This window comes from Citrobacter sp. Cf118 (assembly GCF_030334095.1).
Taxonomy (GTDB): domain Bacteria; phylum Pseudomonadota; class Gammaproteobacteria; order Enterobacterales; family Enterobacteriaceae; genus Citrobacter; species Citrobacter freundii.
Map to the genome: position 1 here is coordinate 582,104 of NZ_JAOWES010000088.1, position 15,360 is coordinate 597,463.

Annotated in this window: 15 protein-coding genes and 4 tRNA genes; 10 read left to right on the forward strand and 9 right to left on the reverse strand. The window is 52.5% G+C overall.

Features of this window, described 5'->3' with window-relative positions; translation table 11 throughout:
- Positions 1 to 169 precede the first annotated feature (169 nt).
- The 6 genes from OGX67_RS22880 to pnuC all read left to right on the forward strand — a co-directional run bounded on the left by OGX67_RS22880 (position 170) and on the right by pnuC (position 2,725).
- Positions 170 to 245 (forward strand) — tRNA-Val (locus tag OGX67_RS22880).
- A gap of 3 nt (positions 246 to 248) precedes the next feature.
- Positions 249 to 324, forward strand: a tRNA-Lys gene (locus OGX67_RS22885).
- Positions 325 to 369: 45 nt separating this feature from the next.
- A tRNA-Lys gene (locus OGX67_RS22890) sits at positions 370 to 445 on the forward strand.
- 133 nt (positions 446 to 578) lie between these two features.
- Positions 579 to 654: transfer RNA gene (locus OGX67_RS22895), tRNA-Lys, on the forward strand.
- 281 nt (positions 655 to 935) lie between these two features.
- On the forward strand, positions 936 to 1,979 hold the full coding sequence (gene nadA / locus OGX67_RS22900) for a quinolinate synthase NadA (RefSeq protein WP_003837113.1): 1,044 nt from the start codon (positions 936 to 938) through the stop codon (positions 1,977 to 1,979).
- A gap of 26 nt (positions 1,980 to 2,005) precedes the next feature.
- Positions 2,006 to 2,725, forward strand: coding sequence for a nicotinamide riboside transporter PnuC (gene pnuC, locus OGX67_RS22905; protein WP_071696415.1), 720 nt, complete (start codon positions 2,006 to 2,008; stop codon positions 2,723 to 2,725).
- On the opposite strand, the gene zitB is transcribed toward pnuC, so the two are convergent.
- A complete protein-coding gene (zitB, locus tag OGX67_RS22910) occupies positions 2,722 to 3,663 on the reverse strand; it encodes a CDF family zinc transporter ZitB (protein WP_003022992.1) in 942 nt (313 codons plus the stop codon). The genes pnuC and zitB overlap by 4 nt on opposite strands.
- A 113-nt stretch (positions 3,664 to 3,776) precedes the next feature.
- Complete coding sequence (locus tag OGX67_RS22915) at positions 3,777 to 4,151, reverse strand: YbgS-like family protein (RefSeq protein ID WP_003022994.1); 375 nt, start codon at positions 4,149 to 4,151, stop codon at positions 3,777 to 3,779.
- Positions 4,152 to 4,468: 317 nt separating this feature from the next.
- On the opposite strand from OGX67_RS22915, the gene aroG reads away from it, so the two are divergent.
- Positions 4,469 to 5,521, forward strand: coding sequence for a 3-deoxy-7-phosphoheptulonate synthase AroG (gene aroG, locus OGX67_RS22920; protein ID WP_003022997.1), 1,053 nt, complete (start codon positions 4,469 to 4,471; stop codon positions 5,519 to 5,521).
- 107 nt (positions 5,522 to 5,628) lie between these two features.
- Here the strand turns inward: aroG and gpmA are convergent, their stop codons facing one another.
- The 7 genes from gpmA to modE all read right to left on the reverse strand — a co-directional run bounded on the left by gpmA (position 5,629) and on the right by modE (position 13,417).
- The gene (gpmA, locus tag OGX67_RS22925) at positions 5,629 to 6,381 is read right to left on the reverse strand and encodes a 2,3-diphosphoglycerate-dependent phosphoglycerate mutase (protein ID WP_003022999.1); all 753 of its coding nucleotides are present in this window, start codon (positions 6,379 to 6,381) and stop codon (positions 5,629 to 5,631) included.
- A 231-nt stretch (positions 6,382 to 6,612) separates the two neighbouring features.
- The gene (galM, locus tag OGX67_RS22930; protein ID WP_048219294.1) at positions 6,613 to 7,653 is read right to left on the reverse strand and encodes a galactose-1-epimerase; all 1,041 of its coding nucleotides are present in this window, start codon (positions 7,651 to 7,653) and stop codon (positions 6,613 to 6,615) included.
- Positions 7,647 to 8,795: a galactokinase gene (gene galK, locus OGX67_RS22935; RefSeq protein WP_200002887.1), complete on the reverse strand. Its 1,149-nt coding sequence runs from the start codon at positions 8,793 to 8,795 to the stop codon at positions 7,647 to 7,649. The genes galM and galK overlap by 7 nt, the downstream gene beginning before the upstream one ends.
- A gap of 3 nt (positions 8,796 to 8,798) precedes the next feature.
- A complete protein-coding gene (galT, locus tag OGX67_RS22940; RefSeq protein WP_192465509.1) occupies positions 8,799 to 9,845 on the reverse strand; it encodes a galactose-1-phosphate uridylyltransferase in 1,047 nt (348 codons plus the stop codon).
- 9 nt (positions 9,846 to 9,854) lie between these two features.
- On the reverse strand, positions 9,855 to 10,871 hold the full coding sequence (gene galE, locus OGX67_RS22945; RefSeq protein ID WP_003837100.1) for a UDP-glucose 4-epimerase GalE: 1,017 nt from the start codon (positions 10,869 to 10,871) through the stop codon (positions 9,855 to 9,857).
- Between the two features lie 217 nt (positions 10,872 to 11,088).
- Positions 11,089 to 12,561, reverse strand: a complete 1,473-nt coding sequence (gene modF / locus OGX67_RS22950) for a molybdate ABC transporter ATP-binding protein ModF (protein ID WP_257651728.1) — start codon at positions 12,559 to 12,561, stop codon at positions 11,089 to 11,091.
- Between the two features lie 67 nt (positions 12,562 to 12,628).
- Positions 12,629 to 13,417: a molybdenum-dependent transcriptional regulator gene (gene modE / locus OGX67_RS22955; RefSeq protein ID WP_003023018.1), complete on the reverse strand. Its 789-nt coding sequence runs from the start codon at positions 13,415 to 13,417 to the stop codon at positions 12,629 to 12,631.
- A 130-nt stretch (positions 13,418 to 13,547) separates the two neighbouring features.
- On the opposite strand from modE, the gene OGX67_RS22960 reads away from it, so the two are divergent.
- The 3 genes from OGX67_RS22960 to modB all read left to right on the forward strand — a co-directional run bounded on the left by OGX67_RS22960 (position 13,548) and on the right by modB (position 15,359).
- The gene (locus tag OGX67_RS22960) at positions 13,548 to 13,697 is read left to right on the forward strand and encodes an AcrZ family multidrug efflux pump-associated protein (RefSeq protein WP_003023026.1); all 150 of its coding nucleotides are present in this window, start codon (positions 13,548 to 13,550) and stop codon (positions 13,695 to 13,697) included.
- Positions 13,698 to 13,896: 199 nt separating this feature from the next.
- A complete protein-coding gene (gene modA / locus OGX67_RS22965; protein WP_003023029.1) occupies positions 13,897 to 14,670 on the forward strand; it encodes a molybdate ABC transporter substrate-binding protein in 774 nt (257 codons plus the stop codon).
- The gene (gene modB, locus OGX67_RS22970) at positions 14,670 to 15,359 is read left to right on the forward strand and encodes a molybdate ABC transporter permease subunit (RefSeq protein WP_003023032.1); all 690 of its coding nucleotides are present in this window, start codon (positions 14,670 to 14,672) and stop codon (positions 15,357 to 15,359) included. The genes modA and modB overlap by 1 nt, the downstream gene beginning before the upstream one ends.
- Position 15,360 lies beyond the last annotated feature (1 nt).

Sequence of the window (15,360 nt, forward strand, 5' to 3'; positions counted from 1 at the left end):
GGTCGCAGGTTCGAATCCTGCACGACCCACCAATCGCTAAGGTGGAACGCGATTGTAAAACGTGAAGGATAACGTTGCGTAAGCAACGGCCCGTAGGGCGAGACGAAGTCGAGTCATCCTGCACGACCCACCACTAACTCAGTTAGTAAGTAGTATCCAGCGTAGTATCGGGTGATTAGCTCAGCTGGGAGAGCACCTCCCTTACAAGGAGGGGGTCGGCGGTTCGATCCCGTCATCACCCACCACTCGGGGCGTTAGCTCAGTTGGTAGAGCAGTTGACTTTTAATCAATTGGTCGCAGGTTCGAATCCTGCACGCCCCACCAATTTATTGGTGGTACCGAGTAAAAATTTTCAGGTTATACCCGAGCGGGTCGTTAGCTCAGTTGGTAGAGCAGTTGACTTTTAATCAATTGGTCGCAGGTTCGAATCCTGCACGACCCACCAATCGCTAAGGTGGAACGCGATTGTAAAACGTGAAGGATAACGTTGCGTGAGCAACGGCCCGTAGGGCGAGGCAAAGCCGAGTCATCCTGCACGACCCACCATCCTGAAAGTATAAAGAAGTAAACCCCATAAGGGGGCGTTAGCTCAGTTGGTAGAGCAGTTGACTTTTAATCAATTGGTCGCAGGTTCGAATCCTGCACGCCCCACCAGTGTAAAAAAGCGCCCTAAAGGCGCTTTTTTGCTATGCGCAGGATTTTTTGATTCGAACCTGCTTGCCTGATGCCTTCGCTTATCAGTCCTACAGACGACACTATTCACGTAGGCCGGATAAGACGTCAGTCGCCATCCGGCATTCATCACACGCAATTATTGTGACTTTCTTACGCCAATCCGCTATCTTGTTTAGCATATAAAACAAATCTAACCGAATACGGCGTGCGTCACGCTTTTAATCGGTTATTTCGTTAAGCTAGTAAAACGAGAAAGCAAGATGAGCGTGATGTTTGATCCAGAAGCAGCAATTTATCCGTTTCCGCCGAAGCCAGCCCCGCTGAGTGTGGATGAAAAGCAATTTTATCGTGAAAAAATCAAGCGCCTGTTGAAAGAGCGTGATGCCGTTATGGTCGCGCACTATTACACCGATCCTGAAATTCAGCAATTGGCCGAAGAGACCGGTGGCTGTATTTCTGATTCTCTGGAGATGGCGCGGTTCGGCTCAAAACATTCTGCCTCTACGCTGTTGGTTGCAGGAGTGAGGTTTATGGGGGAAACCGCCAAAATCCTCAGCCCGGAAAAGACCATCCTGATGCCGACCTTACAGGCGGAATGTTCATTAGATCTGGGTTGTCCGATTGATGCTTTCAGCGCGTTTTGCGATGCGCATCCTGATCGTACTGTGGTGGTTTACGCCAATACCTCCGCTGCCGTTAAAGCACGTGCGGACTGGGTCGTCACGTCCAGTATCGCGGTAGAACTTATTGAGCACCTTGATAGTTTAGGTGAAAAAATCATCTGGGCTCCGGACAGACATCTGGGCAACTACGTGCAAAAACAGACCGGTGCAGACGTTCTTTGTTGGCAGGGGGCCTGTATCGTCCACGACGAATTTAAAACTCAGGCTTTAACACGCATGAAGGGGCTTTACCCTGATGCTGCGGTGTTGGTGCACCCGGAGTCCCCTCAGTCTATCGTTGATATGGCCGATGCGGTTGGCTCAACCAGCCAGTTAATCAACGCAGCTAAATCGTTACCGCATCAACAGCTGATTGTGGCGACTGACCGGGGCATTTTTTACAAAATGCAGCAGGCCGTTCCGGATAAAGAATTACTTGAAGCGCCGACGGCTGGCGAAGGGGCAACCTGTCGCAGCTGTGCGCATTGTCCGTGGATGGCGATGAACGGCCTCAAGGCGATTGCTGAGGGCCTGGAACAAGGCGGAGCGGCTCATGAGATACATGTTGATGCTGCGCTGCGAGAAGGGGCGTTGTTGCCGTTAAACCGCATGTTGGAATTTGCGGCTACACTTCGAGCTTAATTAATTTTTTTGCTCTGGGGGAAAAGATGGACTTTTTTAGCACGCAGAACATTCTGGTACATATTCCGATCGGCGCTGGCGGTTACGATCTGTCGTGGATCGAAGCTGTGGGGACGATCGCCGGGTTGCTGTGTATTGGTCTGGCGAGCCTTGAGAAAATAAGCAATTACTTCTTCGGCCTGATAAACGTCACGCTGTTTGCGATTATCTTCTTTCAGATCCAGCTCTATGCAAGCCTGTTGCTGCAAGTTTTCTTCTTTGCCGCCAACATCTACGGCTGGTATGCCTGGTCCAGGCAAACTAACCAGCATGAAGCAGAACTGAAAATTCGCTGGCTGCCGTTACCAAAAGCGATCGGCTGGCTGGCGGCTTGCGTGGTAGCGATCGGTCTGATGTCGGTCTATATCGATCCGGTCTTTGCATTCCTGACCCGCATTGCGGTGAACATTATGCAGGCATTAGGATTACAGGTTGTTGTGCCTGAGTTGCAACCCGATGCATTCCCGTTCTGGGACTCCTGCATGATGGTGTTGTCGATTGCGGCGATGATCCTGATGACGCGCAAATACGTCGAAAACTGGCTGCTGTGGGTGATCATTAACGTAATAAGCGTAGTGATTTTCGCCCGACAAGGCGTATATGCCATGTCGCTGGAGTATATGATCCTGACGGTTATCGCCCTGAATGGTAGCAGGATGTGGATTAACAGCGCGCGTGAGCGGGGTTCCCGCGCGCTGTCCCATTAATGGTGATGATGTGAATGGCCGGACACGCCTTGGTACAGGTGGCAGTCCGGCCCATTGCACGGCTGATACTCCATCTGGATCGTCGCGTGTTCAATCTGGTAGTGATGGATAAGGAAATGCTGAATACGTTCCAGCAGGGCGTCATGATCGTGCGGCGGGATCACCTGCACATGCAGCGTCATTACCGGTTTTTCACCCACCATCCAGACATGGACATGGTGCACATTGCGGACTTCGGGGATATCCCGGCTGAGATGGCGCTGCAGTGCGGCAATATCCAGCGTCAGCGGGGCACCTTCCAGTAATTCGTTAACGCTATCCTTTAACAGTCGCCAGGCGCTGCGCAGTACCAGCACGGAAACCAGAATCGAGAGAATCGGGTCCGCAGGCGTCCAGCCCGTCCAGATAATAATGAGCGCAGCGATGATCGCTCCGACCGAGCCGAGTAAATCGCCCATCACATGTAGTGCCGCGGCGCGGACGTTCAGGTTTTTCTCCTCACTGCCGCGGTGTAGAACCCAAAAAGCCAGCACGTTGGCGAGTAAACCCGCGACAGCTATAACCATCATCATGCCGCCTGCCACGGGGCGGGGCGTATGAAAGCGCTCAATGGCTTCCCAGACGATTAAAATAGTGATCACGACCAATGCGATGGCATTAACAAACGCGGCCAGTGTCGTGAGCCTCAGCCAGCCGAAGGTGTGTCGTATTGTGGGCGGTCGATGGGAAAACCGGACGGCCAGCAGCGCGAAAAGGAGCGCTGCGGCATCAGTGAGCATATGTCCGGCATCAGCCAACAAGGCCAGTGAACCTGAAAGTATTCCACCTACCACTTCAACCAACATAAATCCGGCTGTAATGCAGAATGCAAACATCAAGCGGCGGGCATTATTGTCCTTGGGTTGCTCAGAGGAATTATGAGTATGCGAGTGCGCCATTATGCCATCCCTTTGTTATTCTCATCTTTACTGTATGCCATCATACCGTTTTTGGGATGATAAAATTAAAAAGGAGAGCTATTGCTCTCCCGTTATTAGCTTTATTTTCAGCGTTACTGCGTAGTGCCATCAGTTTTTGTCTCGGCATCATTATTAATGCCGTTCCCGGTCTCAACCTTCTTATTCACATCAGGGCAGCGACCGTCCTTACACATGGTGTTCTTGTGCATCTCGTCTTTGGTCATCCCTTCATGGTTCATTGATGAACCGTTCGGGTGCAGCATTGTGCCACCCGAATTCACGTTACTGTTGTCGACGTTATTTGGTGCCACGTTTTCGCGTGCGTCTGGGGCGACCTGACCGGCATCCGCCGAGGAATTTGCCTGGCCGTTATTGGACTGCGTATTGGTTTCAGCAGCCAGCGCCGCGCCGCTGGCGAGGCTGAGTGTAGCGGTAAGAAAGAGTGAAGCCAGCTTTGTCATATGCATAATATGCTCCTGTTATGGTCGATATGTCGGATAACGTCTTCCAACAGTGCATGTGCCAGTTACATCATCAATATGTGGTTAATAGTTTTGCCTGAGAAATTAAACCCAGCATAGAATCTTGAAATTTATGGAAATTAAAGCTGTTACAGTTATAAATTGTAGGTTGGATCTCGTTTTTCGCTACTTTATTGCGTTTTTTTGGCCAATTCCAGGATTAATCCGTCCAAAGTGTAAAACCCCGTTTACACTTTATGACTGAAGATATAGATTGGAGGGATTGCATTCATTTATATAAGTATGGCAACGCTGGAATAATCATGAATTATCAGAACGACGATTTACGCATTAAAGAGATCAACGAGTTATTACCGCCAGTCGCATTGCTGGAAAAATTCCCCGCTACTGAAAATGCCGCAAACACGGTGGCTCATGCCCGTAAGGCGATTCATAAAATTCTGAAAGGGAGCGATGATCGCCTGTTAGTGGTGATTGGGCCATGTTCTATTCATGATCCGGCAGCCGCTAAAGAGTACGCCGCCCGCCTGCTGGCGCTGCGCGAAGAGTTAAAAGGCGAGCTTGAAATTGTCATGCGCGTCTATTTTGAAAAACCGCGAACCACCGTCGGCTGGAAAGGGCTTATCAACGATCCGCACATGGACAACAGCTTCCAAATCAACGATGGGCTGCGCATTGCACGTAAATTGCTGTTGGATATCAACGATAGCGGATTGCCGGCTGCGGGTGAGTTCCTCGATATGATCACGCCGCAATACCTCGCCGACTTGATGAGTTGGGGCGCGATTGGGGCTCGTACCACCGAGTCTCAAGTACACCGCGAGCTGGCATCAGGTCTGTCTTGCCCGGTTGGTTTTAAAAACGGTACCGATGGCACGATCAAAGTTGCGATTGATGCAATCAACGCAGCAGGGGCGCCACACTGCTTCCTGTCTGTGACCAAATGGGGTCATTCAGCGATCGTGAATACCAGCGGTAACGGCGATTGCCATATTATTTTGCGCGGCGGCAAAGAACCTAACTACAGCGCTCAGCACGTTGCCGACGTGAAAGAAGGTCTGATCAAAGCAGGGCTCTCTGCACAAGTGATGATCGACTTTAGCCATGCCAACTCCTGCAAGCAGTTCAAAAAGCAGATGGATGTTGCGAAAGACGTTTGCGGACAAGTCGCTGGTGGAGAAAAAGCGATTATTGGCGTGATGATCGAAAGCCATCTGGTCGAGGGTAATCAGAACCCGGATAGCGGCGAGCCGCTGACCTACGGTAAGAGCATCACTGACGCCTGCATTGGCTGGGAAGACACCGATGCGGTCTTACGCCAGCTGGCAGAAGCAGTAAAAGCACGCCGCGGGTAATAACGCATCCGGGCTACGCTCGGTAGGCCGGATAAGGCAACGCCACTATCTGGCAATAAAAAAGCGTGGAGCATTCCACGCTTTTTTCGTTTGACCCGGGATGAAAATTACTTCGCTTTACCCTGGTTCGCAACGGCGGCCGCTTTTGCTGCGATCTCGTCAGCGTTACCCAGATAGTAGTGTTTGATCGGTTTGAAGTTTTCGTCGAACTCATATACCAGCGGTACGCCGGTCGGAATGTTCAGTTCAAGGATCTCATCTTCGCCCATGTTATCCAGGTATTTAACCAGCGCACGCAGAGAGTTACCATGAGCGGCGATAATCACACGCTCACCGCTTTTCATGCGCGGCAGAATGGTTTCGTTCCAGTAGGGGATAACGCGATCGATGGTCAGCGCCAGGCTTTCGGTAACCGGTAACTCTTTGTCGGTCAGCTTCGCATAACGCGGATCGTGACCCGGATAACGCTCGTCATCTTTGGTCAGTTCCGGTGGCGTTACCGCAAAGCCGCGACGCCATTGTTTAACCTGCTCGTCACCGTATTTTTCAGCGGTTTCAGCTTTGTTCAGACCCTGCAGCGCGCCGTAATGACGTTCGTTCAGTTTCCAGGATTTCTCAACCGGCAGCCAGGCCTGATCCAGTTCGTCCAGTACGTTCCACAGGGTGTGGATGGCACGTTTCAGCACAGAGGTATAAGCAAAATCGAAGCTGTAGCCTTCCTCTTTCAGCAGTTTACCTGCCGCTTTTGCTTCGCCCACACCTTTCTCGGACAGATCAACGTCATACCAACCGGTAAAACGGTTCTCGTTGTTCCACTGACTTTCACCGTGACGTACCAGAACCAGCTTAGTTACAGCCATACACTCACTCCTATAAATCATATTGAATGATAATAATTCTCATTATATTGCCGTAATGCGTCAGCGGCAATCCTTACGCATAACCATAGCGAAAATAGCGCCACAGTGTAAGGTTCTTGTGAACCCAAGGTTGCGATTTTGTCTTTGAACGGTGGGGATTTGAGCGGTTCTACTGTGATAAACAAGCAACAGGCCCGATACGTTACGTCATCGGGCCTGGGAGGGGAACGATTAGGCTGGAATAAACCGGTATTCCGTCACGCTGGCGTACTCTTCGCCAGGACGCAGGAAGCAGTCTGGCTGCGGCCATTCCGGATGGTTCGGGCTGTCCGGCAGGAACTCGCTTTCCAGCGCCAGACCTTGCCAGTCGGCGTAGGCATCAGGACCACGGGATGGCGTACCGCCGAGGAAATTCCCGGAATAAAACTGTAATGCCGGGGCGGAGGTGTAGACCTCCATCTGCAGTTTTTCATCCTGGGACCACAGTCGAGCGACCGGCGTATGCGTATTGCCCTGTGCCTGGAGCAGGAAGGCGTGATCGTAACCTTTTACCTTGCGCTGATCGTCATCGGCAAGAAATTCACTGCTGATGATCTTAGGCGTACGGAAATCGAAAGTGCTACCAGCGACGGATTTCAGTCCGTCGTGCGGGATGCCCATTTCATCAACCGGCAAGTACTCGTCGGCGAGGATTTGCAGCTTGTGTTGGCGCACATCCGTTTTGTCACCGTCGAGGTTGAAATAAACGTGATTCGTCAGATTCACCGGGCAGGGCTTATCGACCGTGGCGCGGTAGGTTATCGAAATACGATTATCGTCAGTCAGGCGATACTGCACGGTAGCGCAAAGATGGCCAGGGAAGCCCTGATCGCCATCGTCAGACGTTAAGGCGAACAGCACCTGGCGGTCATTTTGATTGACTATCTGCCAGCGACGTTTGTCAAAACCGTCCGGCCCGCCGTGCAGCTGGTTGTCGCCCTGACTTGGTATTAATTCAACGGTTTCGCCAGCAAAGGTATAACGGCTGTTGGCGATACGGTTCGCGTAGCGACCAATCGAAGCCCCCAGAAATGCAGCCTGTTCCGGGTATTGTTCCGGGCTGGCGCAACCGAGTAATGCTTCGCGCACGCTATCATCGCTGAGCGGAATACGTGCAGAGAGTAGGGTCGCGCCCCAGTCCATCAGCGTGACCACCATCCCTGCGTCATTACGCAGGGTGAGCAGGCGAAACGGCTGACCGTCCGGAGCCTGCACGGGGATTTCGTTTAACATTGTCCGGCTCCTTGAGAAGGTTTGCAGACGTAGAATGTTTCTTTAATTCCAGTTTTTGCTTCGTACTGCTCAGCGACAGCTTGCTGTACGGCAGGCACCAAGTCTTGCGGGATCAGCGCCACGATACAGCCGCCGAAGCCGCCGCCGGTCATGCGTACACCGCCTTTATCGCTAATGGTCGCTTTGACAATCTCAACCAGCGTATCAATTTGCGGCACGGTAATTTCAAAGTCATCGCGCATTGAGGCGTGAGATTCCGCCATCAGTTGGCCCATACGCAGCAGGTCGCCTTTTTCCAGCGCCTGTGCTGCTTCAACGGTACGCGCATTTTCCGTGATCACGTGGCGAACGCGTTTGGCGACAATCGGATCCAGCTCGTGGGCGACGGCGTTAAACGCTTCAAGGCTAACATCACGCAGCGCTGGCTGCTGGAAGAAACGTGCGCCGGTTTCACATTGTTCACGACGGGTGTTGTATTCGCTACCGACCAGCGTACGTTTAAAGTTACTGTTGATGATCACCACCGCTACGCCCTCAGGCATAGAAACTGCTTTGGTGCCAAGCGTTCGGCAGTCGATCAGTAGCGCATGATCTTTCTTACCAAGTGCCGAGATCAACTGATCCATAATGCCGCAGTTACAGCCGACAAACTGGTTTTCAGCTTCCTGACCGTTCAGGGCAATCTGTGCGCCGTCGAGCGGCAGATGATAGAGCTGCTGGAATACCGTACCCACAGCGACTTCCAGCGAGGCAGAAGAACTTAACCCCGCGCCCTGTGGGACGTTACCGCTGATCACCAGATCAGCACCGCCAAAGGCGTTATTGCGCTTTTGCAGATGTTTCACTACGCCACGCACGTAGTTTGACCACTGCTGGCTGTCGTGGGCGATAATCGGCGCATCAAGCGAGAACTCATCAACCTGATTGTCGTAATCAGCGGCGATCACGCGGACTTTTCGATCGTCGCGTGCCGCACAACTGATAACGGTTTGATAGTCGATGGCGCAAGGCAGAACGAAGCCGTCGTTATAATCGGTATGTTCGCCGATCAGGTTTACACGACCCGGTGCCTGAATAGTATGGGTGGCAGGGTAGCCAAATGTTTCTGCAAACAGAGATTGTGTTTTTTCTTTCAGACTCATTATTTAAACTCCGGATTCGCGAAAATGGATGTCGCTGACCGCACGCAGTCGTTCAGCCGCTTGTTCTGCCGTCAGGTCGCGCTGGGTTTCTGCCAGCATTTCATATCCGACCATAAATTTACGCACGGTCGCGGAACGCAGCAGCGGCGGATAAAAGTGAGCATGCAACTGCCAGTGTTGGTTTTCTTCACCGTTAAACGGTGCGCCGTGCCAGCCCATGGAGTAGGGGAATGAACACTGGAACAAGTTGTCGTAACGACTGGTCAGTTTTTTCAACGCCAGCGCCAGGTCAGCACGCTGTTCGTCGCTCAAATCGGTAATACGCTGCACATGCGCTTTCGGCAGCAGCAGCGTTTCGAACGGCCACGCGGCCCAGTAAGGTACAACCGCCAGCCAGTGCTCGGTTTCAACGACCGTACGGCTGCCATCCGCCAGTTCTCTCTGGACGTAATCAACGAGCATTGGCGCGCCTTGTTCGGCGAAGTACGCTTTCTGCAGGCGATCTTCACGTTCGGCTTCGTTAGGCAAAAAGCTGTTGGCCCAAATTTGTCCGTGTGGGTGCGGGTTCGAGCACCCCATCGCTGCGCCTTTATTCTCAAATACCTGCACCCAGGGATAGGTTTTCCCTAAGTCTTCGGTCTGCTCCTGCCACGTTTTTACGATTTCTGTCAGTGCAGGGACGCTGAGTTCCGGCAACGTTTTGCTGTGATCGGGTGAGAAGCAAATCACGCGGCTGGTACCGCGCGCGCTCTGGCAGCGCATCAACGGATCGTGACTGTCCGGCGCGTCCGGGGTATCGGACATCAACGCCGCAAAGTCATTAGTAAAGACATAGGTCCCGGTGTAATCCGGGTTTTTGTCGCCGGTAACGCGCGTATTGCCAGCGCACAGGAAGCAGTCCGGGTCATGTGCAGGTAGTACCTGCTTAGACGGAGTTTCCTGCGCCCCTTGCCACGGGCGTTTGGCGCGATGCGGTGATACGAGGATCCACTGCCCGGTGAGCGGGTTAAAACGGCGGTGTGGATGATCGACAGGATTGAATTGCGTCATGATTGGTCCTTAATCCGAATATCCCTGTGGGTGGCGTGACTGCCAGTGCCAGGTATCTTGTGCCATTTCATCCAATGTGCGGGTCACGCGCCAGTTGAGCTCGCGATCGGCTTTGCTGGCATCAGCCCAGTAGGCCGGAAGATCGCCTTCACGGCGCGGGGCGAAGTGGTAATTCACCGGTTTACCACAGGCTTTGCTGAAGGCGTGGACCACGTCCAGCACGCTGCTGCCGATGCCTGCACCGAGGTTATAAATATGCACACCCTGAATGCCTGCCAGTTTTTCCATGGCGGCAACGTGGCCGTCGGCGAGATCCATCACATGGATGTAGTCGCGTACGCCGGTGCCATCTTCAGTAGGGTAGTCATTGCCAAATATGGCAAGAGACTCGCGGCGGCCAACGGCAACCTGCGCGATGTAAGGCATCAGGTTGTTTGGAATACCTTGCGGATCTTCCCCCATATCTCCTGACGGATGAGCGCCAACAGGGTTAAAGTAGCGCAGCAGGGCAATGCTCCAGTCGGGCTGAGCTTTTTGCAGATCGGTCAGGATCTGTTCCACCATCAGCTTGCTTTTGCCGTACGGACTTTGTGGCGTGCCGGTGGGAAAGCTTTCAACGTAAGGAATTTGCGGCTGATCGCCATAGACGGTCGCGGAGGAGCTGAAAATGAAGTTTTTCACGTTGGCTGCGCGCATTGCATTCACCAGACGCAGAGTGCCGTTGACGTTGTTGTCATAGTACTCCAGCGGCTTGGCAACGGATTCTCCAACGGCTTTTAAACCGGCAAAATGGATGACCGTATCAATGGCATGATCGTGCAGAATTTCGGTTATCAGCGCTTCGTTACGGATGTCTCCTTCCACGAAGGTCGGATGCTTGCCGCCTAAACGCTCAATGACGGGCAGTACGCTGCGCTTGCTGTTGCAGAGATTATCCAGGATCACCACCTCGTGACCGTTTTTCAGCAACTGCACGCAAGTGTGGCTTCCAATGTAACCGCTACCACCTGTAACCAATACTCTCATAATTCGCTCCGTTAAGCCTATGGTATGCAATAACCATAGCATAACAAAGATGCGAAAAGTGTGACACGGAATAAATTAGTGGAATCGTTTACACTCCAGGGTTTTCACTCGATGCTGCTGGTTACTTTATTATAAATCATTATGTTAGGTTGTTATTACAGCGATTGTCTGAAAAAAAAGCAGAAAAAAGGGCGTGATAAACGCCCTGGCATGAAAATTAACGCAGAGAGGTTTGTCGATAGCCGTAGATATCGCCCTCGGGTACAAACTCTAGCCGATGGGTAATGCAGGCTGGGGCATCTTCGGCGTGATGAGAGACGAACAAAAGCTGAGTTTCGCCTTCACCGATCAGGACATCCACAAACCGACGGATCAGTTGGCGGTTGAGCGGATCTAATCCTTGCAAGGGTTCATCGAGGATCAGCAATGTAGGATGTTTCACCAGAGCACGAACAATCAACGCCAGCCGCTGCTGTCCCCAGGAAAGACTATGAAATGGCGCATCCGCGGTACGTTTATCGATGCCAAGAATATCCAGCCACTGTTGTACCAGCTTGTGCTGCCTGTCGGAGACGGCCTGATAAATGCCGATTGAATCGAAATAACCGGAGAGAATAACGTTGCGAACTGTCGTACTTACCCGGTAATCCAGATGCAGGCTGCTGCTGACATAGCCAATGTGTTTTTTGATATCCCAGATAGTTTCACCGCTGCCCCGGCGTCGGCCAAACAGGGTCAGGTCGTTGCTATATCCCTGGGGATGATCGCCGGTGATTAAACTTAGCAAGGTTGATTTCCCCGCACCGTTGGGGCCGACGATTTGCCAGTGTTCCCCCGGATTTACCCGCCAGCTCAGATGATGCAGGATAGGGCGATCGTTATACGAGACGGTGCCATCGTTAAGCACAATGCGCGGCTCGTTATCTGACAATGTGTGGCGCACTGAAGGCTCATCCGGCTCGGGTAACTGGATGCCTTCCAGCCGCTCGCTATGGGCAAGCTGAGCGATTAATGCCTGTTGCAGAAGGTCGGTTTTTGCGCCGGTTTCCGTCAGTGTGCAATCGGCAAGCACGCCGGCAAACTGCACGAATTCGGGAATTTCATCAAAGCGATTAAGCACCAGTACCAGCGTTAAACCGGCCTGGTGTAGTTCAGCGAGCAGTTCTGCTAACTGGCGGCGGGACGCGACGTCCAGCCCGTCAAACGGTTCATCAAGGATCAGCAAATCTGGCGTGGACATTAATGCCTGGCAGAGCAGAGTTTTGCGTGTTTCACCGGTGGAAAGGTATTTGAAACGCCTGTTGAGTAGGGCTGAAATGCCAAACTGATGCGCCAGCGCAGCGCAGCGGGCGGGATCGTTGACCTCATCCTGAATGATTTCTGCGGTGGTGCGCCCTGTGTCGTCTTCACCGGGACTAAGAAGATCGGTGTTGTTCCGCTGCCACTCGTCGCTGACCAGCTTTTGGAGCTGCTCAAAGGAGAGTCGGGTAATACGTGTGAACTGGCAGCGGCGTTCGCCTTTCAGGAGCGGCAACTCGCCCGCCAGCGCGCGGGCCAGCGCAGATTTCCCGCTACCATTAGAGCCAACAAACGCCCAGCTATCACCCGCGTTTAACGTCAACGCATCTAACTGGAGCGTTTTTATGTCGCTAAGACGAAACGTGCCTTGCGAAATTTGCAACGATGACATTTTGTATCCCATTATTTGCAGCGATGAATAACAGGGATACGTGTTCTTCAGGCTGATGTCAATTAACTCAGCACAGTGTGGCGATAATCACTCTGTCCGCATTAAAATATGCTGTGACGTTAGCGCCTTCAGTTAATGTGTGGGTCTGATCTATCGGCAACGTCGCGCAGAGCGTCTGGCCGTCTGGCAACGTCATCAGCACTTCACACTGTTCCGCACCGCGTTCAATATGGCTAATCGTGCCCTGCAACTGGTTATCGGCAGCCTGAGCGATGGCGTCGTCCTGAGTGATTCCCACCCACGGCGCTTTCAGCAGAATCAGTACTTCTTTGCCTTCCTCAAGACCCAGACGCTCACCGCTTTGCGCAGTGATTGCCACTTTCAGGCGCGTTTCACCATCGGCCAGCAGGACGTCAACATGCTGCTGAACCTGATCGTGGTCGCGAGCGGTAATAGTGCCAAACCACTGGTTACGGGCGCTGGTTTGCAGTGAAAAACGCGAGATAGCTGCCAGCAGGCTGTTGAGCGGTAGCGCATCGTCATCGCTCAACACATCAAAAGCTTTTTGTTGGATTTGCGCCAGTAAATCATATAACTGGATTAAACGTTGGCCATAGCGCGTTAACACCGCGCCACCGCCGCCTTTACCGCCTGTGGCACGTTCAACCAGCGTCTGCTCGCTGAGCTGGTTCATTTCGTTAATCGCATCCCAGGCGCTTTTGTAGCTGATACCTGCATCCTTCGCGCCCTGACTGATGGAACCGGAAAGCGCAATGTGCTTAAGCAGAGAAATGCGACGGGGATCAGCAAACAGTTTTTGCTGAAGTTTCAGCGTAAGAAGGATTTCGGCCTGCATCACAAGCTCCTGGCAAAAAAGGGTATTGTGACGGAAAACCGTGCCTGAGCAAAGCCGACCGCACAAAAGGGGAGTGCTTTTCTGCGTTATGTGGTTAGAATACAACTAAGGACTATATCTGGAGTTGACCATGTTAGAGTTATTGAAAAGTCTGGTATTCGCCGTAATCATGGTACCTGTGGTAATGGCCATCATTCTGGGTCTGATTTACGGACTGGGTGAAGTGTTCAACATTTTCTCCGGTATCGGTCAGAAAGACCAGTCCAGACAGAATCATTGATTCCCCAAACGCCCGCTCAGTCGGGCGTTTATATTTTTAGCCTTCCTACTCGTTTTCTCTCGCTACAGTTTCTCAAGATCCTGCTTTCCCTGCCGATATTTTCTTTGTGTAACCTCTAATTGGTATCAATAACCACTGGGAAAATCCTGGTTTACTCGTTATATTTGCGCCTACATAACGAAACGCAAAGGAGTTACAGATGGCACGTACATGGTTACGCTTGTTTGCAGGGGCAACACTTTCTCTTACTGTTGCCGGACATGCGCTGGCGGATGAAGGAAAGATTACCGTTTTCGCAGCGGCTTCGCTGACCAACGCGATGCAGGACATTGCAACGCAATATAAAAAAGAGAAGAACGTTGATGTTGTCTCCTCTTTTGCTTCTTCTTCCACACTGGCGCGTCAGATTGAAGCAGGCGCACCGGCCGATCTGTTTATTTCTGCCGATCAGAAATGGATGGACTATGCGGTAGACAAGAAGTCGATTGATACCGCAACGCGTGAAACGCTGTTGGGTAACAGCCTGGTGGTGGTTGCGCCGAAAGCCAGCGCACAGAAAGACTTCACCATCGACAGCAAAACCAACTGGACCAGTCTGTTGAACGGTGGGCGCCTGGCTGTTGGCGATCCGGAACATGTTCCGGCAGGCATTTATGCCAAAGAAGCGCTGCAAAAACTGGGTGCATGGGATACCCTGGCCCCGAAACTGGCTCCTGCTGAAGACGTGCGCGGTGCGCTGGCGCTGGTAGAGCGTAACGAAGCGCCGCTGGGGATCGTCTATGGTTCTGATGCCGTCGCCAGCAAGGGCGTAAAAGTTGTGGCGACCTTCCCGGAAGATTCGCACAAAAAAGTGGAATACCCTATCGCGATTGTTGATGGGCACAAAAACGCAACGGTTAGCGCGTTCTATGATTACCTGAAAGGACCGCAGGCTGCTGAAATCTTTAAACGTTATGGATTTACGACCAAGTAATGATACTGACCGATCCTGAATGGCAGGCCGTTATACTGAGCCTGAAAGTTTCTTCCCTGGCCGTGTTGTTTAGTCTGCCATTTGGGATCTTCTTTGCCTGGCTACTGGTGCGATGCAAGTTCCCAGGCAAAGCGCTGCTCGACAGCGTACTGCATTTGCCGCTGGTTCTGCCGCCTGTGGTGGTGGGGTATCTGCTGTTGGTCTCTATGGGACGGCGCGGATTCATTGGCGAATGGCTGTACGACTGGTTTGGCATCACTTTTGCCTTTAGCTGGCGTGGGGCGGTGCTGGCCGCTGCGGTGATGTCCTTCCCGCTCATGGTGCGGGCTATTCGTCTGGCGCTGGAAGGTGTCGACGTCAAGCTGGAGCAGGCGGCCCGCACGCTGGGAGCCGGACGCTGGCGCGTCTTTATGACCATTACGTTACCGCTGATGCTGCCCGGCATTATTGTTGGTACGGTGCTGGCGTTTGCGCGTTCCCTTGGGGAATTTGGTGCAACCATTACCTTTGTTTCCAATATTCCTGGCGAAACCCGCACCATTCCTTCGGCGATGTATACCCTGATCCAAACCCCCGGCGGCGAAAGCGCGGCGGCGAGATTATGTATCATTTCCATTGTGTTGGCGCTGATTTCGCTGCTGATTTCTGAATGGCTGGCGCGTATTAGCCGTGAGCGGACGGGGCGATAAT

Bases quoted from the DNA above. Each gene is read 5' to 3' on its own strand.
- modA (WP_003023029.1), top strand. From the start codon at position 13,897: ATGGCACGTACATGGTTACGCTTGTTTGCAGGGGCAACACTTTCTCTT.
- modF (WP_257651728.1), bottom strand. From the start codon at position 12,561: ATGTCATCGTTGCAAATTTCGCAAGGCACGTTTCGTCTTAGCGACATA.
- galE (WP_003837100.1), bottom strand. From the start codon at position 10,871: ATGAGAGTATTGGTTACAGGTGGTAGCGGTTACATTGGAAGCCACACT.
- zitB (WP_003022992.1), bottom strand. From the start codon at position 3,663: ATGGCGCACTCGCATACTCATAATTCCTCTGAGCAACCCAAGGACAAT.
- aroG (WP_003022997.1), top strand. From the start codon at position 4,469: ATGAATTATCAGAACGACGATTTACGCATTAAAGAGATCAACGAGTTA.
- galM (WP_048219294.1), bottom strand. From the start codon at position 7,653: ATGTTAAACGAAATCCCCGTGCAGGCTCCGGACGGTCAGCCGTTTCGC.
- nadA (WP_003837113.1), top strand. From the start codon at position 936: ATGAGCGTGATGTTTGATCCAGAAGCAGCAATTTATCCGTTTCCGCCG.
- galT (WP_192465509.1), bottom strand. From the start codon at position 9,845: ATGACGCAATTCAATCCTGTCGATCATCCACACCGCCGTTTTAACCCG.
- gpmA (WP_003022999.1), bottom strand. From the start codon at position 6,381: ATGGCTGTAACTAAGCTGGTTCTGGTACGTCACGGTGAAAGTCAGTGG.
- modB (WP_003023032.1), top strand. From the start codon at position 14,670: ATGATACTGACCGATCCTGAATGGCAGGCCGTTATACTGAGCCTGAAA.
- galK (WP_200002887.1), bottom strand. From the start codon at position 8,795: ATGAGTCTGAAAGAAAAAACACAATCTCTGTTTGCAGAAACATTTGGC.
- OGX67_RS22960 (WP_003023026.1), top strand. From the start codon at position 13,548: ATGTTAGAGTTATTGAAAAGTCTGGTATTCGCCGTAATCATGGTACCT.
- OGX67_RS22915 (WP_003022994.1), bottom strand. From the start codon at position 4,151: ATGCATATGACAAAGCTGGCTTCACTCTTTCTTACCGCTACACTCAGC.
- modE (WP_003023018.1), bottom strand. From the start codon at position 13,417: ATGCAGGCCGAAATCCTTCTTACGCTGAAACTTCAGCAAAAACTGTTT.
- pnuC (WP_071696415.1), top strand. From the start codon at position 2,006: ATGGACTTTTTTAGCACGCAGAACATTCTGGTACATATTCCGATCGGC.